Annotated in this window: 24 protein-coding genes and 1 tRNA gene; 10 read left to right on the top strand and 15 right to left on the bottom strand. The window is 62.3% G+C overall.

Going from position 1 to position 25663, the window contains the following annotated elements:
- Positions 1–36: 36 nt before the first annotated feature.
- Both AUR64_RS06725 and AUR64_RS06720 read left to right on the top strand, forming a co-directional pair.
- A complete protein-coding gene (locus AUR64_RS06725) occupies positions 37–519 on the top strand; it encodes a peroxiredoxin family protein (RefSeq protein WP_058581179.1) in 483 nt (160 codons plus the stop codon).
- A 162-nt stretch (positions 520–681) separates the two neighbouring features.
- Entirely contained in the window at positions 682–1683 is a 1002-nt protein-coding gene (locus AUR64_RS06720) for an NAD-dependent epimerase/dehydratase family protein (RefSeq protein WP_058581178.1), read from the top strand.
- Here the strand turns inward: AUR64_RS06720 and AUR64_RS06715 are convergent, their stop codons facing one another.
- The gene (locus tag AUR64_RS06715) at positions 1684–2274 is read right to left on the bottom strand and encodes a GNAT family N-acetyltransferase (RefSeq protein ID WP_058581177.1); all 591 of its coding nucleotides are present in this window, start codon (positions 2272–2274) and stop codon (positions 1684–1686) included.
- Between the two features lie 131 nt (positions 2275–2405).
- On the opposite strand from AUR64_RS06715, the gene AUR64_RS06710 reads away from it, so the two are divergent.
- Together AUR64_RS06710 and AUR64_RS06705 are read left to right on the top strand one after the other, a co-directional pair.
- Positions 2406–3398 carry an NAD-dependent epimerase/dehydratase family protein gene (locus AUR64_RS06710; protein ID WP_058581176.1) on the top strand — a complete coding sequence of 331 codons (993 nt, stop codon included), beginning with the start codon at positions 2406–2408 and terminating at the stop codon, positions 3396–3398.
- 77 nt (positions 3399–3475) lie between these two features.
- Complete coding sequence (locus AUR64_RS06705; RefSeq protein WP_058581175.1) at positions 3476–4732, top strand: DUF6498-containing protein; 1257 nt, start codon at positions 3476–3478, stop codon at positions 4730–4732.
- Between the two features lie 100 nt (positions 4733–4832).
- Here the strand turns inward: AUR64_RS06705 and AUR64_RS06700 are convergent, their stop codons facing one another.
- Complete coding sequence (locus tag AUR64_RS06700; protein WP_058581834.1) at positions 4833–5522, bottom strand: HD domain-containing protein; 690 nt, start codon at positions 5520–5522, stop codon at positions 4833–4835.
- 204 nt (positions 5523–5726) lie between these two features.
- Between AUR64_RS06700 and AUR64_RS06695 the strand changes: the two genes are divergently transcribed.
- Positions 5727–6488 (top strand): alanyl-tRNA editing protein, encoded by a 762-nt coding sequence (locus AUR64_RS06695; protein WP_058581174.1) that lies wholly within the window; start codon positions 5727–5729, stop codon positions 6486–6488.
- 28 nt (positions 6489–6516) lie between these two features.
- On the opposite strand, the gene AUR64_RS06690 is transcribed toward AUR64_RS06695, so the two are convergent.
- Complete coding sequence (locus AUR64_RS06690) at positions 6517–7344, bottom strand: FkbM family methyltransferase (protein WP_240479591.1); 828 nt, start codon at positions 7342–7344, stop codon at positions 6517–6519.
- Between the two features lie 265 nt (positions 7345–7609).
- Here AUR64_RS06690 and AUR64_RS06685 point away from each other — a divergent pair, with 265 nt between their 5' ends.
- Both AUR64_RS06685 and AUR64_RS06680 read left to right on the top strand, forming a co-directional pair.
- On the top strand, positions 7610–8071 hold the full coding sequence (locus tag AUR64_RS06685) for a hypothetical protein (protein WP_058581173.1): 462 nt from the start codon (positions 7610–7612) through the stop codon (positions 8069–8071).
- Positions 8072–8304: 233 nt separating this feature from the next.
- Positions 8305–8964, top strand: a complete 660-nt coding sequence (locus tag AUR64_RS06680; RefSeq protein WP_058581172.1) for a TMEM175 family protein — start codon at positions 8305–8307, stop codon at positions 8962–8964.
- 516 nt (positions 8965–9480) lie between these two features.
- On the opposite strand, the gene AUR64_RS20445 is transcribed toward AUR64_RS06680, so the two are convergent.
- The 9 genes from AUR64_RS20445 to AUR64_RS06640 form a co-directional block, all read right to left on the bottom strand.
- On the bottom strand, positions 9481–9705 hold the full coding sequence (locus tag AUR64_RS20445) for a hypothetical protein (RefSeq protein ID WP_205628383.1): 225 nt from the start codon (positions 9703–9705) through the stop codon (positions 9481–9483).
- Positions 9706–9963: 258 nt separating this feature from the next.
- A tRNA-Gln gene (locus tag AUR64_RS06675) sits at positions 9964–10036 on the bottom strand.
- Between the two features lie 310 nt (positions 10037–10346).
- A complete protein-coding gene (locus tag AUR64_RS06670; protein WP_058581171.1) occupies positions 10347–10781 on the bottom strand; it encodes a metal-dependent transcriptional regulator in 435 nt (144 codons plus the stop codon).
- Positions 10782–10800: 19 nt separating this feature from the next.
- Positions 10801–11298, bottom strand: coding sequence for a rubrerythrin (locus AUR64_RS06665; RefSeq protein WP_058581170.1), 498 nt, complete (start codon positions 11296–11298; stop codon positions 10801–10803).
- Positions 11299–11568: 270 nt separating this feature from the next.
- Positions 11569–12702, bottom strand: a complete 1134-nt coding sequence (locus AUR64_RS06660) for a succinylglutamate desuccinylase/aspartoacylase family protein (RefSeq protein ID WP_071391225.1) — start codon at positions 12700–12702, stop codon at positions 11569–11571.
- 237 nt (positions 12703–12939) lie between these two features.
- Positions 12940–14160 carry a Fe-S cluster assembly protein SufD gene (sufD, locus tag AUR64_RS06655; RefSeq protein ID WP_058581169.1) on the bottom strand — a complete coding sequence of 407 codons (1221 nt, stop codon included), beginning with the start codon at positions 14158–14160 and terminating at the stop codon, positions 12940–12942.
- The gene (sufB, locus tag AUR64_RS06650; RefSeq protein ID WP_058581168.1) at positions 14161–15591 is read right to left on the bottom strand and encodes a Fe-S cluster assembly protein SufB; all 1431 of its coding nucleotides are present in this window, start codon (positions 15589–15591) and stop codon (positions 14161–14163) included.
- A gap of 34 nt (positions 15592–15625) precedes the next feature.
- Entirely contained in the window at positions 15626–16540 is a 915-nt protein-coding gene (locus tag AUR64_RS06645; protein ID WP_058581167.1) for an ABC transporter ATP-binding protein, read from the bottom strand.
- A gap of 240 nt (positions 16541–16780) precedes the next feature.
- The gene (locus AUR64_RS06640; RefSeq protein WP_058581166.1) at positions 16781–19495 is read right to left on the bottom strand and encodes a DNA-directed DNA polymerase; all 2715 of its coding nucleotides are present in this window, start codon (positions 19493–19495) and stop codon (positions 16781–16783) included.
- A 141-nt stretch (positions 19496–19636) separates the two neighbouring features.
- Between AUR64_RS06640 and AUR64_RS06635 the strand changes: the two genes are divergently transcribed.
- The 3 genes from AUR64_RS06635 (at position 19637) to AUR64_RS06625 (ending at position 20985) form a co-directional block, all read left to right on the top strand.
- Positions 19637–19825, top strand: coding sequence for a DUF7331 family protein (locus AUR64_RS06635; protein ID WP_058581165.1), 189 nt, complete (start codon positions 19637–19639; stop codon positions 19823–19825).
- Between the two features lie 45 nt (positions 19826–19870).
- Entirely contained in the window at positions 19871–20437 is a 567-nt protein-coding gene (locus tag AUR64_RS06630; RefSeq protein ID WP_058581164.1) for a DUF7322 domain-containing protein, read from the top strand.
- A gap of 122 nt (positions 20438–20559) precedes the next feature.
- Positions 20560–20985 carry a DUF7346 family protein gene (locus tag AUR64_RS06625; RefSeq protein ID WP_058581163.1) on the top strand — a complete coding sequence of 142 codons (426 nt, stop codon included), beginning with the start codon at positions 20560–20562 and terminating at the stop codon, positions 20983–20985.
- A 16-nt stretch (positions 20986–21001) separates the two neighbouring features.
- Here AUR64_RS06625 and rad50 read toward each other — a convergent pair whose 3' ends face one another.
- Genes rad50 through AUR64_RS06610 form a run of 3 tightly spaced genes read right to left on the bottom strand, consistent with a single transcriptional unit; the run spans position 21002 to position 25601 of the window.
- The gene (gene rad50 / locus AUR64_RS06620; RefSeq protein WP_058581162.1) at positions 21002–23695 is read right to left on the bottom strand and encodes a DNA double-strand break repair ATPase Rad50; all 2694 of its coding nucleotides are present in this window, start codon (positions 23693–23695) and stop codon (positions 21002–21004) included.
- Complete coding sequence (mre11, locus tag AUR64_RS06615) at positions 23692–25197, bottom strand: DNA double-strand break repair protein Mre11 (protein WP_058581161.1); 1506 nt, start codon at positions 25195–25197, stop codon at positions 23692–23694. Before mre11 ends, rad50 begins: the two co-directional genes overlap by 4 nt.
- The gene (locus AUR64_RS06610; protein ID WP_058581160.1) at positions 25194–25601 is read right to left on the bottom strand and encodes a hypothetical protein; all 408 of its coding nucleotides are present in this window, start codon (positions 25599–25601) and stop codon (positions 25194–25196) included. Before AUR64_RS06610 ends, mre11 begins: the two co-directional genes overlap by 4 nt.
- Positions 25602–25663: the final 62 nt, after the last annotated feature.

Raw genomic sequence — 25663 nt, 5'->3', positions numbered from 1 at the left:
CCCGTGATTTTACGAGTGCCGTCCCTTCTGTGTAGTATGCCAACCGTCGGCGACGACGCACCCGACTTCGAGTTGCAGAGTACAGCAGGCGAGTCCGTTTCCCTCTCGGAGACGCTCGACTCCGGACCGACCGTCGTCCTCGTGAACCGCGGTCACTGGTGTAGCTTCTGCGCCGAACAGCTACAGACGTTCAGCGAAGTGTCCTACGACCTCTGGTTCAACGACGGCGTCGACGTGCTCCCGATAGTTACCGACTCCATCGGCCCGGTCACCGAGATGCGCGACCGCTACGACCTCGACGTGCAACTGCTGGCGGACCCCGACGGCGAGGCCGTCGAGAAGTACAGCGGCACCGAGCAGACGAGTCACGGCCTGACCGGTATCGCGGCGACGTACGTTATCGACGAGGACGGTATCGTCCAGTACGAGCAGGTCGCAGACCACCCCGGCGACCGGACGTACGGTAACTGGGTTCGCTACTTCGTCCGCAACGACTACGAGGACCCGTTCGAGGGCTGACGGAGAGATATCGGCGCTCACGGGCGGTGAGCGCCTCCGAGTCGGCCCGTCCGTCCACCGCCCCACCGGAGCGGCCTGATGGGGGCCACGTCGCTTTCCTCACGCGTACCGGCGATTCCGATTGAGGTACGCTTTTCGCGCACCTCTGCGAGAGCAGAACATATGAAAACCGCTCTCTGTATCGGCGGCACGCGTTTCATCGGTCGCCACACCGTCGAGGAACTACTCGCACACGACTACGACGTGACGACGTTCACCCGCGGCACCCACGACGACCCATTCGCGGGTCGCGGAGGCGTCTCACACATCCCCGGCGACCGGACCGACCGCGAGGCGCTCGAATCGGCGGCAGCCGAGGTCGACCCCGACGTAGTCATCGACTTCTGTGCGTACCAACCCAAAGAAGTAGAGGCCGCGACGGAGGTCTTCTCGGACGCTCGCTACGTCTACGTCTCCAGTGGGAGCGCGTACGCCCGCCCCGACGTTCCGATGCGAGAGGACGAAACGCCGATTCACGAGTGTACGTCCGAGCAAGCCGAAGACGACTCCGCCGAGAGCTACGGCCCCCGGAAAGCCGAGGGTGACAGAGCAGTCGCCGTCGCGGCCGCCGAAGGCGTCGAGGCGATGGCAGTCCGGCCGATGCTGGTCTACGGCCCACACGACTACACCGAGCGCTTCGCCTACTGGGTCGGCCGCGTCGCCGAGTACGACCGAGTTTTGGTCCCCGGAGACGGCGGCAGCCTCCTCCACCGCTCGTACGTCGAAGACGTGGCGAGCGCGCTCCGTATCGTCGCCGAGTCGGGCAAACCGGGCGAGGCGTACAACGTCGCCGACAGAAACGCGTTCTCGCTGTCGGAGTCGTTGGAACTCGTCGCGGACGCGCTCGATACGGAGGTCGAGGTCGTCGAAGCGAGCGAGCGGGAGTTGGCGGACGGTGGCTTGGATCCGACGGAGTTCCCGCTCTACACGCCACAGCCGATGCTCGTCTCGACGGAGAAACTCGCTTCGTTGGGCTGGGAGTCGACGCCGAAAGCCGAGGCCGTCGCGGAGACGGCGACCGCACACGTCGAAAACGGCCGCGATGGTTCGGAAAACGGACCGGCGAGAGGAGACGAGGAGCAGGTGCTGGACGCGATTGGCGAGATGGACTCCTCCGACTTCTAATCAGGCGGACTGACGCGCCTCCTCGTACTGTTCCCACGAGACGGTGTAGCGGTGGAGGTCTCTCACTTCGTCGCCCTTCAGAATCCAGTTGCGGAGAACACCATCGTACTGACCGCCGTGTTCGTCGATATAGCGTTCGATGGCTTGTCTCGACTTTTCGTTGCCGTCTTGGTGGGCCGCACCGACGAGTTTCAGGCCCAACCGCTCGAACGCGAGTTCAAGCAACGCCGCGGCGCGTTCGCCGGAGTAACCGCGGCCCCAGTACGGCTTGCGGAGCCAGATGCCGAGTTCCGCCGAACGGCGTTTCCAGCCGAGATGGAGATTCGTGACACCGGCGAACTCGTCGCCAGCCTCTTTCGAATGGACGATGTAGGTCGCCTGTTCTCGCTCGTTCCACTGCGCTTCGATGTCAGTCAAGTAGTCGTGTGCCTCTTTGAGCGTTCGATGCGGGTCCCACATCGTGTATCGGCTGAGTTCGTCAGCATTCGGGGCGTCGTGGCCGATGTATCGATAGAGTTCTCTTGCGGGCAGATTCTCTCGGCAGCATCTGACGAGTCGGAGGCGGTCGGTATCGATTTCAGTCGGGAACACACAGTTCGGTTGGCTGCCTGATAGATGAGCGTTGTCGTATGGTGTGAAAAGACTACACACCACACCTAATCACGGCCAATCGGACCGGCACTCGTACACTTTTCATCCCGCCGCACCGACCGAGAACCGACATGAGCGACTCAGCACTCGTCGTCGGCGGGACGCGCTTTATCGGCAGACACGTCGTCGACGACCTTCTGGAGAACGGTTACGAGGTCACCATTTTCAACCGCGGCAACCACGAGAACCCCTTCGCGGAAAACGACCGAGTCAGCCGGGTTGAAGGCGACCGGACGAACCGCGAGGACCTCGAACGCGCCCGCGACGAAGCGGAGCCGAACATCGTCGTCGACTGCGTCGCGTACAAACCCAAGGAGGTAGAGGAGGCGGTCGACGTGTTCGCCGACGTCGACGGCTACGTCTACATCTCCAGCGGCAGCGCCTACGGCAACGAGGAGATACCCAAGCGCGAGGGCGTCACCGAACTCTGTGACTGCACGGCCGAGCAGGCCGAGGACGACTCCGCCGAGAGCTACGGTCCCCGGAAAGCCGAGGGCGACCGGGTTATCTTCGAAGCCGCAGAAAATGGCGTTAACGCCACTTCGGTCCGGCCGTGTATCGTCTACGGCCCGCACGACTACACCGAGCGCCTCGACTACTGGTTAGAGCGCGTCGACACCTACGACCGCGTCATCGTCCCGGGCGACGGGACGAACATCTGGCACCGCGCGTACGTCGAGGACGTGGCGAGCGCGCTCCGAATCGTCGCCGAATCGGGCGAACCCGGCGAGGCGTACAACGTCGGCGACCAGCGACTCGTCACGCTCGAAGAGATGCTCGAAGTTATCGCCGACGCCGCAGACACCGAGATAGAGGTCGTTCACGCGGGCGAACGCGAACTCGCGGCCGCGGACCTCGAACCGACGGACTTCATTCTCTACCGACCGTACCCGCACGTTCTCGACACGAACAAGCTTGCCTCGTTGGGCTGGGAGTCGACGCCCGTCGACGAAGCGATGCGCCGGACGATGAAAGAACACCGCGAGAGCGACCGTGACGGCGCAGAACACGACCCCGGACGCGACGCCGAAGAACGCGTGCTGGGCGTGTTGGACACCATCTGAGCGTCACCTCGGCTAAAACTGTCGACGAATCGTACCTATCCGAACGCTCCTAACCTCGTCGTGCGAATCACCGGTCGATGCGACCCGACCCGGTCGACTCCGACGGCAGTACGTCGCGGGCGCTTCTCGTCGTTGCGAACCTGATTCCCGCCGTCGGCGTACTCGCGTTCGACTGGAGCGTCGGACTGCTGTTGACGCTGTACTGGTTCGAAGTCGGTGTCACGATGTTCTTTGCGGGGCCGAAAGCACTGTTCGCCGAAGGGACAATCAGCCAGCAACTTGCCGACTCGTCGTTTCCCTTCGAAGACCTGTTCGAGAAACGCGGCGGCGTTCGCGTCGACAGTAGACTCCCGCCGGTGTACCCGCGAAACGTTCCGGTTGCGGTCGTCTGTGTGGCCGTCTGGTTGCCGCTGTGGCTCGTCACCGGTGTCGTGTTCTTCGGCGTGCTCGATATCGGTGCGCCGCTGACGCTCACGACCGGGGTATCGATGCTGCTCGGCGCAGTCGGATTGTTCGTCACCCGTGCCAGCGAGTTCAGAGACGACTATCTGCACGGCGAGCGGTATCGACAGATAACCGCACTCGTCGCTACCGGCGTTCCGACGAGACAACTCATCGCCGTGTGGCTTCTCGGAATCGTGTTCGTCGGCGCTGTCGACGCCGGTACCGTCGGTTTCGACGCCGGTGCGACTGCCGTTGCGCTCCTCGCTGTCGCCCTCAAAACCGGCTACGAACTGTACAGCTACCGGTACGACCACGCCGACCGGGAACCGAATCGAGTCGCTGCGATGGTGTTCGGGACGCCCGACGTTGACGTCGACCGCTCGCCGATACACGTGCCGGACAGTGAACCGACTCGCCGACTGACTCCTAGCCGCCGGTCAGTTCGCGTCGGTGGGAGTCTGCTCGGCCTCGTCGACGTCGTGACGTTGTTCGTGCTTCTGCTCTGGGTGTTGCTTCGGAACGCCATCGGGCCGATTCGGGCGACAGTCGTGTTAGGGTCGGTGCTTCTCGCGTTGGTCACCGTGCAGATGGGTGCTCACTACCTCCGGTACGGCACGATGCGGTACGACTGCTACGCGACGGGCGTCGTCGCCCACGACCGATGGCTCGACGCGCCGCAGCAGTGGCTTCCGTACGACCGCGTCGACAAGGTCATCGTCTCGAAAGGCGTGACAGGTCGGTTGCTCGGCACCGGAACAGTGAGATTACACGTCAACCGGAACTGGACGTACGACACCAACCAGATAATCGAACTCGCTCACCTCGACGCCCCGGAACGAGTGGCTGAAGAACTCGAACAACGGGTACACGGCCGAACAGGGCTAGACTAACTCGGTAGCACGACAGCGATGCTGACTGGTGGCCATCGCTGGCTACCGTTGGCCGAGTACTTCGGTCGAAGAAAACGGCTTCGTCGTTCGTTTCGCCGACTCAGAACCCGAACCGTTCGTGGTTCATCTCGGGGACTTCCTCTTCGAGCCACTCGCGGAACCACTTGACGCGCTTCAGGCGGCGGTGGGCGACGCTCTCTGCGGTGTCGCTCTCGATGCGACGGGAAGCGTCGACACCGCGCTGGAGAACGCGTTCGACCATCTCGGCGGCGTCCATGTGCGTGCGGGCTTCGTAGCCCATCCGAAGCAGCATGAGCGCCGTCCCGTTCGCGCCGACTTTGTCGAGGATGTCGGCTTCGATGAGACACTGTGTCTCCAGCGACACGTCCGAAAGCGGCCCCTGATACGAGTGGTCCTCGATGGCGTGACAAGCCTCGTCGATGAACGACTGGGGAAAATCGCCGTGCGAGGTGAGATACTCGCGGGCGACGCGCGCGCCTTCTTCGGCGTGGACGTCCTGGTCGGCGTCGAGTTTGGCGATGTCGTGAAACAGCGAGGCGACGGCGACGACGTCGACGTCGGCGTTTTCGCGTTCGGCGATGTGGGTTGCGAGTGCGACGACGTTGAGGATGTGGTTGAACCGGTAGTCGGCGCTGTGCCACGGATACCACCGCATTCGGCCGCCGTCGTCTTCGTTCTCCACGCTGGCGGCGAGATAGTCGTAGACGAACTGCTTCATCTCCTCGAACTGTTCTTCGGTGACTTCCGTCTCTTTTATCTCGACCCCCACGGAGTACACCTCCGATGGGAAGGGCTTTCGGTCATAGTTGCCCAAAGAGAGGGTCGTTTCGCTCTTAGGCGTTACGACAAGGCCGACAGAGCCGAAACGTCGGCGAATACGACCGGTTCACCCGGCGCTTCCGCGCCGACTCGCCGGACGCGCGAATCCGCCGCAACGCGAACCCGTAAGTGAGTTCGACGACTCCGAACGCGTATGACCGAGTTGCTCTATCTCGACGACACCGACACCCGAGAGTTCGAGGCGAGGGTCGAACGTGTTCTCGACGACCGGGTCGTTCTCGACCGGACCGCCTTCTACCCGACCGGTGGCGGGCAACCGAACGATACGGGGACGCTCGTCGCCGACGCCAACGCTGACGGTGACAGCGACGGCGACGGTGACACGTCGACTTCCGAGACGTGGACGGTCACCGACGTCTCGAAGAAAGACACCGTCTATCACACGCTGGCGGGCGAACCGCCGGCCGAGGGAACGACGGTCACCGGCCGACTCGACTGGGACCGACGCTACGCGCACATGAAATACCATACGGCCCAGCACCTTCTGTCGGCACTGTTGCTCTCGGAGTACGACGCCGAGACGACCGGTAACCAACTGTACGCCGACCGCGCGTATCTCGACTGCGCGTACGAGCGCTTCGACGACGACGACTTAGCCGATATCGAATCGCGGTTGAACGACCTCGTCGCCGACGCGATGCCCGTCCGATGGTACGTGATGGACCGAGACGAGGCCGAGGCGTCGCTCGACCCCGAACGCACGCGACTCCACCTGCTTCCCGACTCTATCACCGAGATTCGGATGGTCGAAATCGGCCCCGAAGACGACCCGTACGACCGGACCGCCTGCGCCGGCACGCACGTCGAAAACACCGACGAACTCGGCACCGTCGAAGTGACGGGCAGAGAGACGAAAGGCGGCGAGAAGGAGCGTGTGAAGTTCCGTCTGGTCTGAGCGCTCGATTGCCTGATTGCCCAACCGCTCAATTACTCGACGACTCGGGAACACAGAGCCACGCATCGGGTCGCACTCGAATTCGGTAGCCGAGCGACCGCAGCAGTGCCGCGACGTCGTCGGTTCTGTCTTCACCACCTTCGGTGTGCGGTTCGAAGTACACGGTTGGCCGGGCCGACGCCAGCGTCTCCCGTGCGCCGCGGAGCACTTCCAGACCGTAGCCTTCCACGTCGATTTTGAGGTGGTCCGGCGGCGATGTGCCCGCAGCGACGACGTCGTCGGACGCCGAAGGCTTCCGACTGCCCGTCGACGTTCCGTCGACGATGTCGTCGATGGCGACTATCTCCACGTCTACTTCGTCGCGGACGCTTGCCTCCCACGCGCCGGCGTTTCTGGCGTCGAACGACCCGAGTTCGTCGTACGAGGAGAGATGGAATCGTTGCGTTCCCGTCTCCGCACCGACGCCGGCCTCGCGCACGTCGATTCGGCTCTCGAACCCGTTGCAGGCGACGTTCGTCCGGAGTTGGGCGGCCACCAATGGGTTCGGTTCGAAGGCGACGACCTGCGCGGTCGGTTCGGCGGCGGCGACGGCCAGCGAGTAGACGCCGGTGTTCGCGCCGACGTCGTAGACGACGCCGTCGGGGCCGCAGTTGCGGAGCAGTCGACGAAGGAGTACGTCACGTCCGTGTTTGTTGATGAGTTCGTAGCTTCGGAAACTCGCTGACTCGACGCGCTTTTTCGGCGCGTACCACTGGTGGCGATGGTTCCGGCGGATGGCTTCGTAGTACGCCGAGAAAACGACGTACCGCAGAGGGTGGTGCATCCACCGAGCGACGTCGAAGGAGGGGCCGACCATACGCTCCCGTTGGCCGGCGTCGACAGAAGGTTTGGGATTCAATAGTCAATCGAGATGGTTCGGTCCAGCGGGCGTCTGATGGCAGTTGCCGACGTCTCGATAGTCGACCGAAACCCTGCTTCAAAACACAAGGCCAGCGCTTTCCGACCTGCTCGCCGTCACAACTGATGGGTCGTCGACAGTCGGTGTGGCGACTGCGTCTCGGCACGCGCCGGGACCGCAGCGTTCACAGCCTCGATGCGTCGGACGGCCCGTGGTGAGAGACATGACGGACGAGAGTGACAACACCGCGGACGGAGACGAATCGACCCGACGAACCGTGCTCAAAGCCGGCGCGCTGTCTGCGGGAGGACTCGCACTCGGCCTGTCGGGAACCGGCGGTGTCGCCGCCCAGACCGGTGGGAATCAACCGCAGTACAAAGCGCTGTTCCAAGCGAACGACTTCAACCCCGGTGCGAGACTGCGTATCGTCTCCGGGGTGGTGAACTACACGCCGCAGCAGACGGGTTTCACCGCCTGGAGCGACTACAACACGCGTATCGCAACGTATCTCAACACGAACGAGCGGTTCCTCATCTACCCCGCCAACGACGCGAACATCCAACTGGGAGAGGTGTATCTGGTCCAACCGAACTACTCGTTCCTGCCCGACGACGACCAGGGATTCATCGACGCGCAGTTGATTCCGGTCGAAGACGGCGGTGGCGGCGGTAACGACAGCAGCTAATCACCGCACCTAGGGCCGCGAAGCGTTATTTTTCACCGCACGTACGACCGTCGGTCGCAGACAGACGGTACTGCGTACTGCCACGTAGCGACGTGGGAAGGGGTGGATTCAGCACGCCAACTCAGTGTAAACGCTTTGTTCGTCACATATCTGTGAGAACGGAATACCAGACCGGCACACGTACACAGACGGGGTAACGAACGGTTTTGTCGATTGGTGACTCTCCTCAGAGTATGGCGCTTCCATTTCGCCGGGAGGCGGACGAGACAGACCGACTGCTCGCGTTGAGCGACGGTGTCATCGCCATCGCAATCACGTTGCTCGTGCTCGAAATTACCGTTCCGGAGATTCCACCGGGAAGCCAGATTTCGGTTCTTCCGAACCTCATCATCGAACGATGGCACGAGTTCTTCGGCTTCGTCCTGAGCTTTCTGGTCATCGCGTCGTACTGGGTCAACCACCGTCGCATCTTCGTTCACATCGAGAGACACGATAAGGGAATCGTGTGGCTCAACCATCTCTTTCTGCTCATGGTCGTACTCGTCCCGTTCGCATCCAGTGTCTTTGCGACGTATCCGGACCAGTTCGGCGTCATGTTTCTGTCGGGAACGCTCGCGCTCACCGGATTCAGTCTCGCACTACTCTGGTCGTACGCCTCGTGGAAGCAACTCGTCGAGGACGGATTCGGGTCTCGGACTGTCGAGATTCAAGCAGCCAGATTCCTCACGTCTCCGCTCGTATTCGTTCTCTCGATAGTCGCCGCGTCGTTCGACGTGGGTTTCGGTGTCCTGACGTGGTTACTCTTGATTCCACTCAACGCCGCGCTCCAGTCGCGGTTGGTCGAAAATCTCGAAGCGTACGACAGCGACTCTGAGTACGAGGGAACCGGGTGAGCGTTCGGTGACAACGGAAAACCACATCGTCTGAACCCACATATCTATGTAAGAAGACTGAACAGTGTTCCCATGGCGGTCACACCACTTGGAATCATCACAGGTGTCATCACAGGGATTGTGATATCTGCTGTCGGAGGCGCTATCGTGCGCGGGCCTGCGTTCTCTTTATTGGCGAGAAGAGCTACCACAAATTTGAATATCCAATTTGAAGAGTTCGTGAATAGTTGGCCACTAATTTTACAAATCAAGAATGTCAATAACAGCAGTAGGACATAGGATAATGAGTAATACAGAAATTCGGAGTCCCGAAAAGCCGGTGGGGAAATCTAGCGATTCTGTGTTTAGAAACTATGAGTGAAATTGTATTCTTAGGAATTTTCGGCTTGGTCGCAGTTCTCGGAGTCGCATCAGTGATCATAGCTTATCGAGCAGGCAAAGGCCTAGGAGATAAACTGTTGAATGAATGAGTACAAACTTGGAATTCGTTTTGTATAGCTTGGATATAATCGTGATTCATCCTCTTAGATAGTCTATGAACCATTCCGGTAGAATATCAAGAGACAGCCCAATACCAACTATAGCGAACAGACTCGATGCAACAAGCCCGATGACCACTCTAAAGCCTGTATCCCCAGACAACAGCAGTAATCCACCAATACCTAACCCCATGGCTGTCATCAGCACTCCTGATTGACGTGTACTGAGTACACCTGGGCTACTCTCACCTGTTTCTGACATGGCAGCAACAAGGTCGTCTAAAGCAATATGTCTACTGGCAATTCCACAAAGCGATTCGGAAGGTCCGTATTCGATATCCCACTCTCGGTTCAACAAAGTTTCGTCAAATCCTTTCTGAGCAGATGGACCTAACCAGCGGCGGCAAGCAGCGGTTCTTGGAGCGGGCGCAACGGCTCGGTATAGAGTAGCGAAGTTCTGCGTGTCGATCGCCCGCCTCAGCGCGTCGCGTCGCTCGCGGGACTAGAACGTCGGAGGTAGTAGTCCCGGGCGGATTCGAACCGCCGTCAATGGCTCCAAAGGCCATTATGATTGGCCACTACACCACGGGACTGGACTGAGTCGGCCGTTTCCGACTACGTAAAATGGGTTGTCCTCCGGCTATTAGTGGTTTCCGCTCTCACTTCACCGGGTGGTCACTCGCGTCGTCTCTCCACCGCGTAACTGCCACAGTTGGGGCAGACGTGATACTGGACGTCGTACCCTGTTTCGCACGATAAGCAGACGTACGGTCGTTCCTCCTCCGGTGTGAGACCCGCCAACCGCTTGAGTCTACTTAGCGTGCTATCGGTCCCACCCATGGATTCGCACTCTCACTGGACGTGCTTAGTTCTATGTTCGTTCACGTCCGACGACAGAACGGTTCAGTCGGCGAGATTCTCCGACTCGACTTCGAGATATCGGCAGGCGTCGGTCTCGGGGTCGAAGCAGTCCGGACACTCCGAGTTGCGGTCGATGATGGTGTCGAGTCGCTCGGCGACGGTGTCGTCGATGACGCTCTCGAGTTCGCGGGCCTCTCCTCGGAAGTCCTCGACTTCGAGGACGTTCGTCAGGAAACGTTCGATGATACAGTACGTCTGGAGCGCGTCGCGGGCGCGGACGATGCCCTCGTCCGACAGTTGGACGCCTTTGTACTTCTCGTGTTCGGCGAGACCGCGGTCTTCGAGTTTGCCGATCATCTCGTTGGCGCTGGCGGGACTCACGTCGAGCATCTTCGCGAGCGCGCCCGTCGCCGCCGGACCGTCTTCCATCTCCTGAATGAGGTAGATGGCTTTCAGATACTGGTCTGCCGTGTTCATCGGTTGGCTCCCGTCTGTCTCATTCTCGTGTCTCCATGATTTTCGTCACTTCCTCGACGCCCTCGGCTTCCTCGGCGCGGATGTCACGGAGCACCGACAGCAGACGCTCTCGTTCGATGGAGAACGACGCGTCGCTGGCCTCGATGCCCTCGATGAGGTCGTCGTAGAACTTGTAGGCGGTCTCTTCGTTGCAGAGTTGGTCGTAGAGAATGCCGTCGAAGTCTTCGGGTTTCGTCTTCCCGTAGCGGGCTTCGACGAGCGTCTCGATGTCCTCGAACGGGATGCTCTCGGCGTCGAGTTCGTCGATAATCGCTTCCAGTCGCTGGCGGTGTTCGGCGGACTCGTCGGCCGCGTGTTCGAGCAGTCCCTCTATCTCTTCGTCGAGTTCACGCTCGTCAGCGGACAGGGATTGGTAGTGGTGATACGCTCGCGCTTCGACTACTTCTTCGAGCACGATACCAATCTGGAGTAGGCGCGCGAGTTGGTGGTCCGAACCCACGCGGTGGCCGACGCTCACGAGGCCAGCCCTCCGCTCGTATTCGATACCCTGTCAGTCATACCTGTTCGTCTGCGTGTGACGAACTTAAGCGGTTCCCCTCGCAGTTCGCCGTGTGTCCCCCGCTTCGACGCCCGTTCGACCGGTTCGGCCCAACAGGTCCGACGAAGCCGAATCGAGACGGTGAGTCGAGGGTTGCGAAGTAGTCGTCGCCACACGATGCTCTGACACGACCGTCCACGCACAGTTTACCACGGCACGTCAACACGTGCTGGCTCGATGGCCGAGCGGTCAGGGCGCGGCGGTTCCGACGTCGGTGTCGGTGCCGTCATCCAGTGGCCGCTTCGGGCGCCCCGCCGACCCCTCGTCTGAACGCCCCATCCAGTGGTAGGTCCCGAGCGAGGCGTACCCGTGCTCGTCGACGATATCTTCGATAACCTCGCGGTCCGCCTCGTCGATGGAGACGAGATGCGCGATTATCTGACCGGGAACCGTTATCGGATTCGCCGCCATGCCGACGATGAGTCCGGTAAAGGGTGCTTCGACGACGTGGACTTCTCGCTTGAAGTGGTCGGAGACGGTACACACCGCCTCGCCTTCGGTGACGATGGGGTACGGCCCCCACTCCATATCTATCCAGCCGCCGGCGTTCGAGCGAATCCACGCTTTCTCTTTCGACCCGACAACGCGCTGCCACACCGGTTCGGCCATCGCGTCGCCGTCGACCATCCCGAAGTAGGTGAACAGGTTGTGCAGGCGGTCGAGCGCCGTCTCGACCATGCGCGGTTGGTATCGGTGGGCTTCGCCCATCTCGACGGTTATGGTCGGAATACCGTCCTCGGAGGCGACTCGTCGGAGCATCCCCTTCGAGCCTCCCCCATCCAGAACGACCGACGAGAGGAACGCGTTTGCGACTTCCGCGACGGCGGGGTCGCTCATGTCGGCTCGCGTATGGAATATGGTCACCTTGTTCCGCGTCGAGGTGTGGAAATCCACCCCGAAATCGCAGTTGGAGACGAACCGGTCGTAGATGACTTTCGCCATCCGTTGGCCCTCGTTGCCGCGTTCCGACCCCGGGAACGCGCGGTTCAGGTCGCGGTCGTAGATGGGAAGGTAGCGCATGTGTGCGCGGTATCCCGGGACGTTCACGACGTGCAGACAGACGATGGTGCCGGCGAGTTCCTGTGGGTCGTAGCGGTCGGCCACCTCTTGGACGACCTTCACGCCGTTTACCTCGTCGCCGTGCATGGCGGCGCTGACGAACGCTCGTGGGCCAGAACGCGCGCCGTTGATTATCGTTATCGGGAGTTCGACTGGGTCTCCGAGGTACGACTCGCCCACTTCGTACAGGATGCGTCGCTTCTCTCCGGGGCGAACTTCCGCGTCGTATCTGAACGGTTCTCCGTGGTCTGGTGTGGTAGACATTGTGCCTCTCCGCACGACGAGTACGCTCACGAAGAGCAAAACTGCGCGCAACGCACCCGTTTCGAGAACGACTCCGCGGTGAGACTGTCACATCCCGGGGCCGACGGCCGTAACGACGTGGCGTCGTGACGGCGTCGTGATGGTGTCCTGAGAACGTTACTCCAGCGTCTCGGGTCAGCGAGTAACGAGCGTCTGATTCGAGAAAAGTGAGAACCGCTGGAAAAAGTCGTACCGCGGTTACTTCAACCGCTGAACGATGAGGTCGTCGAGGTCGTCGCGGAACTCGTCGACTTCGATTTCTTCGAGCACGGGGACGAAGAAGCCCTCCACGAGCATGTTCCGCGCCGTCTCCGGGTCGATAGAGCGCGACGTCATGTAGAACAGCTCTTCTTGGTCCACCTGTCCGACCGTCGCCGAGTGCGACGCTTCGGTGTCGTGGTTGTGGATGATGAGCTTCGGCGAGGCGTCGGCCTCGGACTCGTCGGAGAGCATCAGCGTGTTCTCACGCTGGTAGGAACTCGTGTCCCACGCGTCTTCGCCGACGTCTTGGACGCCTTCGTACACCGAGCGTGCCTCGTCGTCGAGGACGCCGCGGGTGACGAGGTCCGCCGTGGTGTGTTCGGCCTCGTGCCAGACGCGAGCGTTCACGTCGAAGTGCTGGTCGTTGTGACCGAAGAACGCGCCGACGATTTTCGTCTCCGAGGAGTCGCCGACGAGGTTCGTCTCTACGTCCGAACGCGTCAGTCGGGAACCGAGGTTACCCTCGATCCAGTTGACCGTGGCGTACGTGTGGGCGTGGCCACGCTTCAGCGTGAAGTGGTACGTCTCCTCGTCGAGGTTCTGCAGGGAGCCGTACTGGACGTAACTGTTCTCACCGGCGACGACTTCGACGAGGTTGCTGAAGTAGCGCTCGCCCTCGACGTCGTCGCTCTCGGTGCCCGTCTCCGTTCCTTCCAGAATCGTCGTCGACGAGGACTCCTCGGTGACGACGAGCGTCTGGCTGAACAGCGAACGGGAGTTCATCTCCGCGCGAATCTTCACGTCGCCGGCGTCGACGCCCTCGGGGACGTAGACGAACGTGCCGGTCGTGAACAGCGCCGCCGAAAGCGCCGTGAGGTAGTTGTGCTCGGGGTCGAGCACCGTCCCGAAGTGCTCGCGGACGAGTTCTTCGTGCTCGTCGAGCGCCTCGGTAAAGGAGAGGACGACGGCGTCGCCCTCGGCGACACGCTCGGTCTCGTCGGACTGGTTCAGCGGGTCCACGAGATTCTCGAAGTCGAGCGCTTCGAGATTCGTCCAGCGGCGGCCGGGCGTCTGGATGACGTCCGGCAGCGGCAGGTCGTCGAGCGCCTCGAACGCGTCGAGGCGTCGCTGGAGCAACCACTCGGGTTCGTCTCGCTCCTCGGAGATTTCTCGAATCGTCTCCTCCGAGAGGCTGGATGGAAGCTGTACGCCGCTCATCTACCCGAGGCTTCCCTCCATTTCGAGTTCGACGAGGCGGTTGAGTTCGACCGCGTACTCGATGGGTAGTTCCTCCGTGATTGGCTCGATGAAGCCGGAGACGATCATCTGCTTTGCGTCGTCGTCGTCGAGACCACGCGACTGCAGGTAGAAGATGTCCTCGTCGCCGATTTTACCGACGGTCGCCTCGTGGGCGACGTCGACGCGCGACTCGTTGATCTCCATGTACGGCATCGTGTCCGAGGTGGACTCGTTGTCGAACATCAGCGCGTCACACTCTACGGCCGTCGAGGAGTCGTGTGCGCCGTCGGCGATGTGGACGAGGCCGCGGTAGTTCGTGCGGCCGCCGTCCTTACTGATGCTCTTGGACTCGATGGTCGACTTCGTCTCGGGGGCGTTGTGGTACACCTTCGCGCCGGTGTCGATGTTCTGGCCCTCGCCCGCGAACGCGATGGTGATGTGGTTGTCCGATGCGCCGCGGCCCTTCAGAATGGACGCGGGGTAGAGCATCGTCGCTTTCGAGCCCATAGAGCCCGAAATCCACTCCATGCGGCCGCCCTTCTCGACGATGGCGCGCTTGGTGTTGAGGTTGTAGGTGTTCTTCGACCAGTTCTGCACTGTCGAGTACTGGACGTGGGCGTCCTCGCCGACGAACACTTCGACGCCGCCGGAGTGCAGGTTGAACGCCGAGTACTTCGGCGCGCTGCAGCCTTCGATGTAGTGGACTTCCGAGCCTTCCTCGGCGATGATGAGCGTGTGCTCGAACTGGCCCATCCCCTCGGAGTTCATGCGGAAGTACGCCTGCACCGGCATGTCGACGGTGGTGTCCTCGGGGACGTAGACGAACGACCCGCCGGACCAGATTGCGCCGTGAAGCGCGGCGAACTTGTTGTCGCTCGGGGGGACGCACTTCGTCATGAAGTACTCCTTGACGAGGTCTTCGTGCTCTTGGACCGCCTGGTCCATGTTCATGAAGACGACGCCTTTCTCCTCCCAGCGCTCCTGCATGTTCTGGTAGACGACCTCGGACTCGTACTGTGCGCCGACGCCCGAGAGCGCGTTCTTCTCGGCTTCCGGGATGCCGAGTTTGTCGAACGTGTCCTTGATTTCGTCCGGCAGGTCCGTCCAGTCGTCGACGCCGCCGCGCGTCTCGACGTCGGGGCGGATGTACGGAACGATTTTGTCCACGTCGACTTCCGAGAGGTCAGGCTGGCCGGGCCAGTCGGTCGGCATCGGCATCTTCTGGAACTGCTTCAGCGCGCGGAGACGGCGCTGGAGCATCCACTCGGGTTCGTCTTTGTCCTCGGAGATGACCCGGATGGTCTCCTCCGTGAGCCCTTTGTCGGCCTTGAAGGAGGACTTCTGCTCCTTCTTGAACTCGAATCGGGCTTCGGTGTCTGTCTCTTTGAGGTGGTCTTGTTCTGAACTCATGGTTAGTTAGGTTGGTGTAGCTGATGCAGCCTTATCAGGCTGTCTCGTAGGTCTGCTCGCGGACCCAGTCGTATCCTTTCTCCTCGAGTTTGACGGCGAGTTCGGGGCCGCCCTCCATGACGACTTCACCGTCGAGCATGATGTGGACGACGTCGGGTTCGACGTAGTCGAGGATGCGCTGGTAGTGCGTAATCTGCAGAATGCCCGTCCCCTGCTCGTCGCGGAGTGCGTTGATGCCTTCGGAGACGTCCTGCAGGCGGTCGATGTCCAGCCCGGAGTCGATTTCGTCGAGCACTGCGAGGGAGGGTTCGAGAATCGCCGCCTGCAGCACCTCGTTTTGCTTCTTCTCGCCGCCGGAGAAGCCTGCGTTGAGGTAGCGTTGGGCGAACTTCTCGTCCATGTCGAGCAGTTCCATCTTCTCGACGAGCAGTTGCTGGAACTCGGCAACACCGACTTCGCCGTCGTCGGCGGGGCCCTCCATCGGCGAGGTGTCGTAGCCCGACTCCTCTTCCTCGTCGGCGTCGTCGCCGTCGTCCTCCTCGAACAGCTCTTCGCGCTCTTCGAGTTTGGCGTTGAGCGCCTGACGGAGGAAGTTCGTCATCGTGACGCCTTCGATTTCGGCGGGATACTGGAAGCCGAGGAAGATGCCGAGCGCCGCGCGCTCGTTCGGTTCCAGTTCGAGGAGATTCCACGTCTGTTTGTCCTCGGGAATCTCGAAGTCGTCGCCGAACTCGTTCTCGTCGAGGTGGAGGAGAATCTCCCCGTCGGTGACCTCGTAGGCGGGGTGACCGGCGATAATCTTCGCCGTCGTCGACTTCCCGGAGCCGTTCGGACCCATCAGCGCGTGAATTTCGCCCGATTTGACTTCCAAGTCGACGCCCCGGAGAATCTTCTCCCCGTCCTCGACTGCGACCTCCGCATGAAGGTTCTTGATTTCGAGTGTTGCCATGATATGTTCCTCGTGTTCGACGGTGGGGGCTTGCGCCCATTAATGCTTACGCATTTACCCCCTCCAGCTTCCGCTGCGGGAAAATTTGTTTTCGGTATCGGAAACCCAGTGCTGGTGAAAACCGCCGGACGGGAGCTATCTCGTCGGAGCGATGCCGACGAATGAATGTGACGGTGCGTCGTGCGACCAGCACTCGGGTCAGTCGAGGTTTTGCCCGCCGCTACTGCCGTGACCGACCGCTCAGCCGAACTGTCCGAGACCGGTCTGCTGTTGACCGCTTTTGACTTCGTCCCACGAGAGGCCGAGCGCTTCGATGATGCGGGCGATGGGACCTTCGAGCGTCTTCTCTAACATCTTGTCCCAGTCGACCTCGAACTCCTCTGGGACTTCGTCGGCGTACTCGAAGCAGATAACGTCGGGGTCGCGCTTGAACTCGCCGTACAGCGGGTCCGCTCGGGCGTCGAAGCCTCTCTCCTCTTCCATCCGGCGGAAAAAGGCCGGGTGGACTTTCTTCAGGTAGAGTCGCTTGGGTTTCGACCCGCGCTGGAAGTTGGTGCCCAACAGAAGGTTCGCGTACTTCGCGCCGCGGACCTGCGCTCCGGCGGTGTCGTAGCTTTCGAGTCGCTTGCCGATGCCGCCGGGAATGCCGATGTCGTCGAGGTCGGCGTCCTCGTCCTGGAAGTCACGAATCGTGTCGCGGACGTAGTCTTTGATGTCGTCGGTGTCGCTGCCGGTGACAATCATCTCGATGACCTGCTTTTGGACCCGTTTCGTGATGGCCGCGATGTCCGAGCGTTTGTACTCGAAGCCGGTGATGTCGATGTCGTCGACGTCCTTGCCCTCTTTCCAGACGATGTGGCCCGCGTAGCGTTTCTTGCGACCCGCTTGGAAGAATCTGCGATACAGTTTCTCGAACTCGATTTGGAATCGGTGTTCGTCGGCGTCGAGTTTCTCGCGCGCGAAGTCGTCGTAGCGGGCGTTGATGTGTTCTTCAATCTCGAACGACTGCTCGATGGCCTCCTCTTTCGTCACGCCGGGGCCGAGTTCGAGCATCACCGAGTCGGTGTCGCCGTAGGCGACGTCGTAGTCGATTTCGGTCGCCGCCGTCTGCGTGAAGTCGATGACCTCCCGACCCGTGGCCGTGATGGCCGCCGCGTTCTCCTTGTCGTAGAGGCGGAAGCGGTCCCAGCCGGAGACGCCGTAAAGCGAGTTCATGATGACCTTCACCGCCGCCTGCTGGCGGTCGTACTGCTCGTACGCGGAGGAACCGGGTTTGTGCTCGTTGCGGAGCGACTTCTTCTCCTCGCGTTCGGTCAGCAGGTCGTCGATCATCTCGCGCATCATCCCGTCGGGTTCGCGACGGAACCGCGTCCCGTTGGGTGCGCGGTACGTCTCGCCGTCGTAATCGGGACCGACTTTCGTCTCCGGTGAGGCGTTGATAGTCACCATACACATCGGGTACAGCGACTTGAGGTCGAGTACGGTGACGTTCTCTTTGACGCCCGTGATGGGGTCGAACACCGCGCCGCCCTCGAAGTCCTCCGATTCCTGTTGGCCCTTCGTCGGGAGGACGAACTCGCCGTAGGCTTTGTGCAGGACGTAGACGTCCACCGCGTCGCCCGCCGTCGGCGCGTCTTCGAGCAGACAGCCGACGAACGTCCGTACCTCGTCCCAGAAGGGGATGACCTCCTGTTTGCGGTCGATTTCGACACAGAGTTCCACGTCACGAACGTTGTACTCCAGAAGCCGAGTGGGGTCCCCTTCCCAGAGGTCGCCGATGCTGCCCGCGTAGCGTTCCTTGCCCACGTCGAGTTCGAGTTCGCCGACAGCGTCCAGTCGATACGACTCCAGTTCCGAGAACTGCGTTTTCTTGTAAGCGTACAGCAGGTCGAAGACGACGCGGCCTTTGACGTTCGGGCCGCCCCAGCCGCTTCGCCACACCTCGTCGACGCGCGAGAGGCGTTCGATGCGGAGGTCGTAGTCGGTGAACGCGTCGAGGTTCTCCAGTCGGTCGAGGAAGTACGGCGCGTCGAAATCCTCGAAGTTCCACCCCGTCATGATGTCGGGGTCGGTCTCCTCGATGTAGGAGACGAACGCGTCGAGCATCGCTTCCTCCTCGTCGAACGTTCGGACGTCGAGGTCGGTGTCGTCGCGGTACGGTGCGTACTCGTCGAGGGCGCTCGGAATCTCGCCGTCGCCCTCCGGCGCTTCGTACAGCCACGCGACGTACTCGTCGCGGTAGGAGTCGTGGCTGGTCAGACAGACGATGGGCTCTTCGCCGTCTTCGGGGAAGCCGTTTCTGTCGTCGACTTCGATGTCGAACGTGTTGACGCGGAGGTCGGCGTCGACGTCGGCCGCTTGAACTTCGTCGTGGGCGACTTGGACGACGTTGTCGTCGAGGCGGCGGTCCGGCACCCGAATCCCGCCGTTGATGTCCTTGTCGATGAGAAATCGGTTCGGAAAGAGGATGTCGGCTTCGAAGTGGTCGAACTCGTCGCGCATCTGGCCCACGTCTCGGGGGGTGCGGCCGACGATTTTCGTCAGTTCCTCGCCGCGGATACTCTCGTAGCCGGAGTCAGTTCGCAGAATCGTGTCGCGGGCGAGGAGTTCGTCGGTGAGCGTCTCCGTGGGGGCGTAGAAGTACGGTTCGAAGCCGAGCACGCGGACGTGCATCGGGTCGTTGTCGGGCGTCCGGCCGAACACGTGGATGACAGGGTACTCGTCTCGACCCTGTCCCTCGACGGTGTAGTTCACCTGCGACACCATCAGTTCGAGCGTCCCGTCGGCGTCGGGATACCGGAGTTCGTGTCGGTCGACGATTTCGTTCACCCGCTGGCTTACGTCGCCGGCGACGGCGGCAGCCTCCGTCGTCGGTCGGTCGTCGCCACCGTCGATACCGTCGGCGTCGGCGTCGTCACCCCCGGAACTGTAGTCGGAGAGCCCAGCCTGAGTCATGGCGACTGCTTGGTCACACCCGGGTAAAAAGTTCGGCTTTTCGACCCGAACGCTCCGTTCTCGGCGGTCGTAGCGATGGCTGCAAGTTCGGTCACGACGGAAAGACCTATACTATGTTATATCATACCATGGTGTGTGACGATGTCCGACCGGATAGACGACGAGTGGTGGGACAGCGCAGATACTACGCAGCAGTCGCTGCAAGCGCCTGACGGCGTCGAAAACGTCGAGGCGTACGAAGTGGACGACGGCGTCGTATTCTACGACGCCCAGAATCCCCTCGCGTGGATGCAAACCACGCAGACCGTTACACTGCGAGAGCAGGCGTAGTCGGAACTCCGAACGCTTATTCTCGACGCCCGCCTCGACCGTTCTGTGCCCTTCGACCTCAGGTCCGACGATTCCGAGAACTCCGACGAACCCGAGGAGTTCGACCCCGAGGACCGCTGGGGCGACGCCGAGGAGGAACTCGACCGGTGGGGCGACCCCGAAGCGAAGTGGAACCGATGGGGTGACCCCGAACGCGACCTGCCGAACGTTCCCGAAGCGCCGAAACCCGCGACGCCCGAAGGTGAAGTCGACTCCGAACTGAAGACGACGTTCTGGGTGAGCGTCGTCCTCGTCAACGTCGGCGTCGGTGCGCTCTCTTTGGGCGCGATGTTCGTCTACTTCCGCGGCCAGTGGCGACTCGGCGGCGGCCTCGTCGTCGTCGGCCTGTTCTTGCTTCTCCGAACGTACCAACGATACCAGCAGTTCCGCGAGAAACGGGCGTCGAAAGCGGCGGAAACGACTACAACCGACGACGACCCGGATGCGGAAAAAACGTACGACGGGAACGTCGAAGCCATCGACGACGACGCCGAAAGCGACGCTGAGACGACTGAGAGCGATGCCGGTGACGGCGACGCTCCTGACGACCCGTCCGAGTCCCGAGACGCGTAGCCGATGCCCGATACCGGCTCCTCGACACGCGTGTGACCGTCCTGACCGCCCACCCGACGGGATGAGCGATTCCACATCCCGCGGGCGGAACCGCTAACAGCGTTCGGGCGTACGTTCGAGGTATGCAGACCGTCCGCGACGACGAGGGGCGACGCTACCTCCTACTGAAACGCTCCAGCGAGTCGAGTCGCGTACGCGACCCCGAAACCGGCGAAGAACGATTTCTCGCAAACGACGTCTTCGAGATAGTCGACGGCGAGTCGCCGCTGGTCGCCGCAGCGTCAGGCGTTCCGAAGTCGGTCCGTCGCGTGCTGTCGGCGACGCACGACGACCGCTCGCTCGGGCTTCTCGTCGAACTCGTCGACCGCGGACCGCTGTCGGTGGTCGACCTCCTCGATTCGTACGGCCTCTGTGAGAGCGACCTTCTCGGCCTCCTCACGGAGTTCCGCGCGGCGGGACTCGTCGACGAAGCCGAAAGCTACGGTGAACGCGGCTACGACGCGACGGAACTGGCCCGCGAGGGCGTCGCCCGAATCCGAGACGACTGACAGAGAAGTCCCGAACTCAGTCGTCGGCGACCGATTCGACCGCCGCGAGTCCCGCCGTCTCCTCGTGGCGAACCGTCGAGCGGTTGCTCGTCGGGTCTTTCTCGACTGTCACGAGGTCGTCGGCCGCGCCGACGAGTTCGTCGTCGTGGCTGACGATGATTATCTGGCGGACGCCGAACCCGCGCATCTCCTCGACCAAGTCGACCAGACGGCCGACGTGGCCCGAGTCGAGGAAGACGGTCGGTTCGTCGAGGATGAGCGGCGGCGTCGGGGCCGCACCCTCGATGCCCTCGGCCAACAGTCGGTAGATGGCACAGCGCAGCGAGAGGTTGAACAGTGCGCGCTCGCCGCCCGAGAGCTGCTCGGGGTCGAGCGCCTGCCCGTCTTTCTGGTACACCGTGAGTTCGTACTCGCCGTCGAGACGGATACGGGCGTAGGCGTCGTTGGCGTAGACGAGGTCGAACGTCTCGTTGAGCATCCGTTCGAGCGTCTCGACGTTGCGCTGGCGGAGTTCCGCTCGCAGGTCTCTGTACATCGCCTCCAGTTCCTCGGTCTCCGCGTGGAGCGACTGAAGCGCGTCGACGCGTTCGGCGACGTGGTCGCGCTTCTCGCGGAGGTCTTCGAGTTCTTCGATACTGCCTTTCGCGCCGCCGATGTCGTTGTTGAGTTTCGTCCGTTTCTCGGCGAGTGCTTCCAGTTCGGGTTCGACCTGTTCGAGATACCCCTCGGCGTTCGATTTCTTCTCCTTTGCTTTCTCTATCTGCGATTCGTCGACCTCGTCGCGGAGTTCGCGGCGGCGACGTTGCTTCTCCGCCAGTCGCTCGCGTCGTTCGTCGTTGAGTTCGTCGAGGTCCGCACGCCGCTCCGAGATGCGGTCGAGTGTCGCCTCGGCCTCGGCGATTTCGTCGCGGAGCGATTGGATGCGTTCGAGGCGTTCCTCGCTCGCGTCCACCTGCTCGCGTTCCGCTTCGAGTTCCGAAATCTCTCCCCGCGTCTCCTCTGCGTTCGACCCCGTCTGCTCGGCGGCTTCTCGCAGTTCTTCGGCCTTCGATTCGTGTTCGGCGGCCGTCTCTCGGGCCGCCTCCGCCTGTTCGGCCTTCTCTGTGAGCGTCTCCTCGCGCTGGTCGACGAGACTCGTGATGCTGTCGCGCTGGTCTCGAAGGCGACCGAGTTCGTTCTCGGCGTCGACGAGGTCTTCGGCGCGTTCGATGTCGCTGTCGACCGATTCGACTTCCGATTCCAGTTCCTCGCGTTCGGCGTCGAGTTCGTCGACACGGGTTCGGTCGTCGTCGAGCGTGTCGACGTGTGGCGACTCGTCGACCGGTTGGCCACACTCGGGGCATTTCCCTTCGTCGAGCAGTTTCTCGGCTTCCTCCACCCGCTGGCGGGTCGACCGGAGTTTCGTCCGAACCGTTTCGAGTTCGTCGCGGAGTTCGGACTTCTCCTCGCGGAGGGCCGAGAGATGGTCACCAGTGCTGCCGAGGCCGACCGGCGCGTCCTCGAACCGCGCTTCGAGTGCGTCGATTCGGTCGTCGAGGTCGCTCAGTTTCTCGCGCTGGTCGGCGAGTTTCGACTCGTCGCTCTCGTGTTTTCGCTCCAGTTCCTCGGCGCGCGTCCGTTTCTCCTCGGCCCGTGATTCGAGGTCCGTCGCTTTCTCGGCGAGGTTCGACGACTGGTTCTCGAACATCTGCGCGCGTTCTCGCAGCTCCTGTATGGAGTCGGTGAGTTCCTCGCGGCGCTCGTCGAGGGCTTCCATCCGCGCGGCGATTGCGTCGTCGTCAGCGGCGTCCAACTCGCTCTCGTCGACGGCGTCGGCGACGGTCGACTCCAGTTCGTCGACCCGCTCGCGCACCTCGCGCGCGTTCCCGCGGAGGCCCTCTCTTTTTTCCTCGGTTTCGGCGATGTCTGATTTCAGCGAGTCGATGTCGTCGGCGAGGTCGTCGAGTTCCTCGCGTTTCTTTTCGTAGGCGTCGAGCGTCGCCGCCGCGTCGTCTCGGCTCTTCTTGGCTTTCTCGCGCTGTGACTCGTAGCGCTCGATGTTTGCTTCGACCTCTTTCAACTCGGTCTGCAGCGTGTTCAGGCGCTCGTAGGGGTTCGTCTCCGCTTTCTCTTCGACCTGCGAGGCGAGTTCCCGCAGGCCGCCACGCTTGTCGCCGAGTACGTCTTCGACGCCGAGGCGAGCGTCCCGCGCCCGTTCGCGGTACTCCTCCAGTTTGCCCAACTGGAGCAGGTCGTCTATCATATCTTGGCGCTCCGACGGCGAGGCGTTGATGAGTTTGTTCACCTCGCCTTGGCGAACGTACGCGCAGTTGACGAACGCGTCGGCGTCCATCCGCAGTAGGTCGACGACGAACCGCCGGACGTCTCGCGCACCGTCGACGCTCCCGTCGGGGACCGCAGCGCCTTCGAGAACGCATTTGGCCGTCGTCGCCCGACTGCCTGAGAGTCGAATCCGTCGCTCGACACGGTACTCCTCGCCCGCGTGGGTGAACCAGAGTTCGATTTCGGACTCCTCTTCGCCGTTGGTCACGACGTCTTCGAGGGTTCCGTCCAGCGCTTTCGACCCGTAGAGCGCGAAGAAACACGCTTCCAAGAGTGAAGACTTCCCGCTGCCGTTGAGGCCGTGGATGACGGTGACGCCGTCGCCGAGTTCGAGGTCGGTGTCGGCGTACGGCTTGAAGTTCTTCAGTCGAATGCGGTCGAATCTCACGAGTAGTCCTCCATGGAGAGTTGGCCGTCGGTGGAACTGTTCGACTCGGTTGCTGTGGCCGACTCGTCCGCAGCAGTCGACTCATCTGTCTTGGCCGACTCGTCAGCAGTCTCGTCCTCTGTCGCTTCTGTTGCTTCCGTTGTGTCCGTTGTTCCCGCGGCTTCGGCCGAATCAGTCGACTCGTCGTCTTCGGGGGTGGCCGCCGACGCCGAGACGGGGTCGGCCTTCGTCCCGTTGGAGGCCGGGTCACCGCTCGCCGCCGATTCGGACACGCCGGTGTTGGCGTGGACTGTCTCTGTTGTACTGCTCACGCCGCCCGTCTCTGTGTTCGTCGCTGCGTTGTCGGGTTCCTCGGTTCTGTCGCTCTCGCGCGCCTCCGCGCGTTCGAAGTTGTCGAGTCCGTCCTCGACGAGCGTGGAGACGCGCTCTTTGACTTCGTCGCGGACGTTCGAGTCGGCCGTCTTGCTGGCACGAACCGTCTCGTCGACGTCGATGGCGGCCGCAGAGAGGCCGAGGTCCGAGATACGCTCACGGACGGCGTCGTCGGGGTCGGCGAAGCTTACCGAAATCTCGGTGTCGACGTCGAGTTCGCGGCGGTCGGTGACGCGGACGACGAGTGCGCCCCGTTCGGCGACGAACTCCTCGATACTCGCGGGCGTCACGGGGTCGCCGTCGCCGGTGACTTCGACGACGACGACGGCGTCTTCGAGGTCGTGTTGGCGGACCTGTTCGCGGACGCGAGCCTCCCCTTCGCCGTCGTTCAGGTCGACGGAGACGAAGACGAACGACCGGGTTTCGAGCGCCCGCTGGCGGATATCGACCGTCCTGCCGTCACCGTCGTCGGCGAAGCTGACGATGTTGTAGCCGCGGCCCTCCTCTTCGCTCGTACTCGCGCGTTCGGTCGACCCACAGTACGTCACCGGCGTACCGCTCACGTCGGCGGTGCCAGCCTCGTGGTTGTCGCCGAGCAGCACAACGTCGAAGTCGACGTTCGACTCCGAGAGCACTGTTTCCGTCTCCCAGTCGGCGTGGGCGAACGGGGTGAACAGTCCGTGACTGACGAGCGCCGAGTGGTCGGCGTCGTGCGGTTCGAACCGGTAGTCGAGGTCGTCGCGCCGCGATTTCGGGACGTGGTCCAACCCGTAGAACGCCGTGTCGCCGACGACGTGCGGTTCGGGACCGAGACGGGCTGCGAGGCCGAGTCGCTCGAAAAGGTCGAGCCACTGGCCGCCGCGTGTCGACTCGTGGTTGCCGACGACCGCCAAGAAGGGGATATCGGCGCTCTGGAGGGTCCGAAGCGCCGAGAGCGTCCCGAGGAGGTCCTGCAGTTCGGGGCGGCGGTCGTGAAAGAGGTCGCCAGCGTGGACGACGGCGTCCACGTCGTCGTCGATAGCGTCGTCGAGTACTTGCTCGAACGCCGTCAGAAAGTCCTGTCGTCGCGCCGGCGAGTGGTACTGCTGATACCCGATGTGGGTGTCGCCGGTGTGTATCACCCGTGTCATCTGTCCGCCCGTTGGCCGTCCCCTCCTAAATGCGTACCGACGCGTGGTGTCTCGACGGTGGCGGCACGGCGATACGCCGCGATGGACGCAAGAACGGTTTCCCCGACACGACGGAGTTCGACATCGTCTGCGCGCGTCGCCACCTCGACGGCGTCTCGGACGCGTTCGAACCCTCCCTCGGCCGCCAACGCCGCCGCGGACTCGACGCTCTCCAGTGCGTCGTTCCCCGCAGCTATCGTCTCACGGGCGTCGGCAACGTTCGCAACGCTCGCGCCCGCGTCGGTGTCGGCGTTGGTGTCGGCGTCGGTGTCGGCGTTGGTGTCGGCGTTCTCGCTGGCGTGTCGCTGTTCCGTCGCCAGCGCGCAAAGCGCGCGCTTGACCGCTGTCGGAGTCGGTGATGCCACGGAAGGGAAGTGGCCCCGCTCTCGGTGTTAAATCTACGCGCCCGCGAGGGAGACGAGACGGC

Source organism: Haloprofundus marisrubri (genome assembly GCF_001469955.1).
GTDB classification, from domain to species: Archaea; Halobacteriota; Halobacteria; order Halobacteriales; family Haloferacaceae; genus Haloprofundus; species Haloprofundus marisrubri.
The sequence above is the reverse complement of the archived record's forward strand: the minus strand, read 5'-3'. Positions and strand labels throughout refer to the sequence as shown.

What these genes read in the sequence shown, in the direction of transcription:
- AUR64_RS06725 (WP_058581179.1), top strand. Translation starts at nt 37, where the DNA reads ATGCCAACCGTCGGCGACGACGCACCCGACTTCGAGTTGCAGAGTACA.
- AUR64_RS06720 (WP_058581178.1), top strand. Translation starts at nt 682, where the DNA reads ATGAAAACCGCTCTCTGTATCGGCGGCACGCGTTTCATCGGTCGCCAC.
- AUR64_RS06710 (WP_058581176.1), top strand. Translation starts at nt 2,406, where the DNA reads ATGAGCGACTCAGCACTCGTCGTCGGCGGGACGCGCTTTATCGGCAGA.
- AUR64_RS06705 (WP_058581175.1), top strand. Translation starts at nt 3,476, where the DNA reads ATGCGACCCGACCCGGTCGACTCCGACGGCAGTACGTCGCGGGCGCTT.
- AUR64_RS06695 (WP_058581174.1), top strand. Translation starts at nt 5,727, where the DNA reads ATGACCGAGTTGCTCTATCTCGACGACACCGACACCCGAGAGTTCGAG.
- AUR64_RS06690 (WP_240479591.1), bottom strand. Translation starts at nt 7,344, where the DNA reads ATGGTCGGCCCCTCCTTCGACGTCGCTCGGTGGATGCACCACCCTCTG.
- AUR64_RS06685 (WP_058581173.1), top strand. Translation starts at nt 7,610, where the DNA reads ATGACGGACGAGAGTGACAACACCGCGGACGGAGACGAATCGACCCGA.
- AUR64_RS06680 (WP_058581172.1), top strand. Translation starts at nt 8,305, where the DNA reads ATGGCGCTTCCATTTCGCCGGGAGGCGGACGAGACAGACCGACTGCTC.
- AUR64_RS20445 (WP_205628383.1), bottom strand. Translation starts at nt 9,705, where the DNA reads ATGTCAGAAACAGGTGAGAGTAGCCCAGGTGTACTCAGTACACGTCAA.
- AUR64_RS06670 (WP_058581171.1), bottom strand. Translation starts at nt 10,781, where the DNA reads ATGAACACGGCAGACCAGTATCTGAAAGCCATCTACCTCATTCAGGAG.
- AUR64_RS06660 (WP_071391225.1), bottom strand. Translation starts at nt 12,702, where the DNA reads ATGTCTACCACACCAGACCACGGAGAACCGTTCAGATACGACGCGGAA.
- sufD (WP_058581169.1), bottom strand. Translation starts at nt 14,160, where the DNA reads ATGAGCGGCGTACAGCTTCCATCCAGCCTCTCGGAGGAGACGATTCGA.
- sufB (WP_058581168.1), bottom strand. Translation starts at nt 15,591, where the DNA reads ATGAGTTCAGAACAAGACCACCTCAAAGAGACAGACACCGAAGCCCGA.
- AUR64_RS06645 (WP_058581167.1), bottom strand. Translation starts at nt 16,540, where the DNA reads ATGGCAACACTCGAAATCAAGAACCTTCATGCGGAGGTCGCAGTCGAG.
- AUR64_RS06640 (WP_058581166.1), bottom strand. Translation starts at nt 19,495, where the DNA reads ATGACTCAGGCTGGGCTCTCCGACTACAGTTCCGGGGGTGACGACGCC.
- AUR64_RS06635 (WP_058581165.1), top strand. Translation starts at nt 19,637, where the DNA reads ATGTCCGACCGGATAGACGACGAGTGGTGGGACAGCGCAGATACTACG.
- AUR64_RS06625 (WP_058581163.1), top strand. Translation starts at nt 20,560, where the DNA reads ATGCAGACCGTCCGCGACGACGAGGGGCGACGCTACCTCCTACTGAAA.
- mre11 (WP_058581161.1), bottom strand. Translation starts at nt 25,197, where the DNA reads ATGACACGGGTGATACACACCGGCGACACCCACATCGGGTATCAGCAG.